Raw genomic sequence first — 904 nt, 5'->3', positions numbered from 1 at the left:
GGGTGCTGGATCTGGTCAAGCGGTGGCTGGCGGAGGAGCGGTTCGCCGACTCCCGGCTGGTCCTGTTCACCCGCAACGCCGTCGTCACCTCACCCGAAGACACACCCGACCTCGAACACGCCGCCATCTGGGGCCTGATCCGCTCCGCCCAGTCCGAACACCCCGACCGACTCGTCCTCATCGACACCGACAACCACACACACGACCTACGCGGCGCGCTCACGACTGGTGAGCCTCAAGTCGCCATCCGGCAAGGCCAGTTCCTGGTACCTCGCCTAACCCGCACCACGGTCACCCCCGCCGACGCCCCCGTCTTCCGGCCCGACAGCACCGTCCTGATCACCGGCGCCACCGGCACCCTCGCCGGACTCCTCGCCCACCACCTCGTCACCCACCACCACGTCCAAAACCTCGTCCTCCTCTCCCGACGACCCGCCCACACCCTCGCCACCACACTCAACGAACTCGGCGCCCACACCACCGTCGTCACCGGCGACGTCACCGACCCCGACACCCTCACCCACACCCTCACCCACCACCCCATCACCGCCGTCATCCACACTGCCGCCACCCTCCACGACGCCACCCTCGACACCCTCACCACCCACCACCTCGACACCGTCCTCAAACCCAAACTCGACGGCGCCCTCCTGCTCCACGAACTCACCACCCAACACACCCCCCACCTCGACGCCTTCATCCTCTTCTCCTCCGCCGCCGCCACCTTCGGCGGACCCGGACAAGCCGCCTACGCCGCCGCCAACACCTTCCTCGACACCCTCGCCCACCACCGCCACACCCACGGCCAACCCGCCCTCTCCCTCGGCTGGGGCCTGTGGGAAGACCGCTCCACCATGACCGGCAACCTCACCCACACCGACCTCCACCGCATGACCCGCCACGG

General features: G+C 69.0%; 1 protein-coding gene. It reads left to right on the top strand.

The window, feature by feature from the left end; genetic code table 11:
• The coding region (locus IE172_RS34205) for a beta-ketoacyl reductase (protein WP_190101262.1) at positions 1-904 on the top strand (904 nt) is incomplete at both ends.

It is taken from the genome of Streptomyces griseoflavus (assembly GCF_014649995.1).
In the GTDB taxonomy this organism is placed as follows: domain Bacteria; phylum Actinomycetota; class Actinomycetes; order Streptomycetales; family Streptomycetaceae; genus Streptomyces; species Streptomyces griseoflavus.
This window is presented reverse-complemented; position numbering and strand designations above follow the sequence as displayed.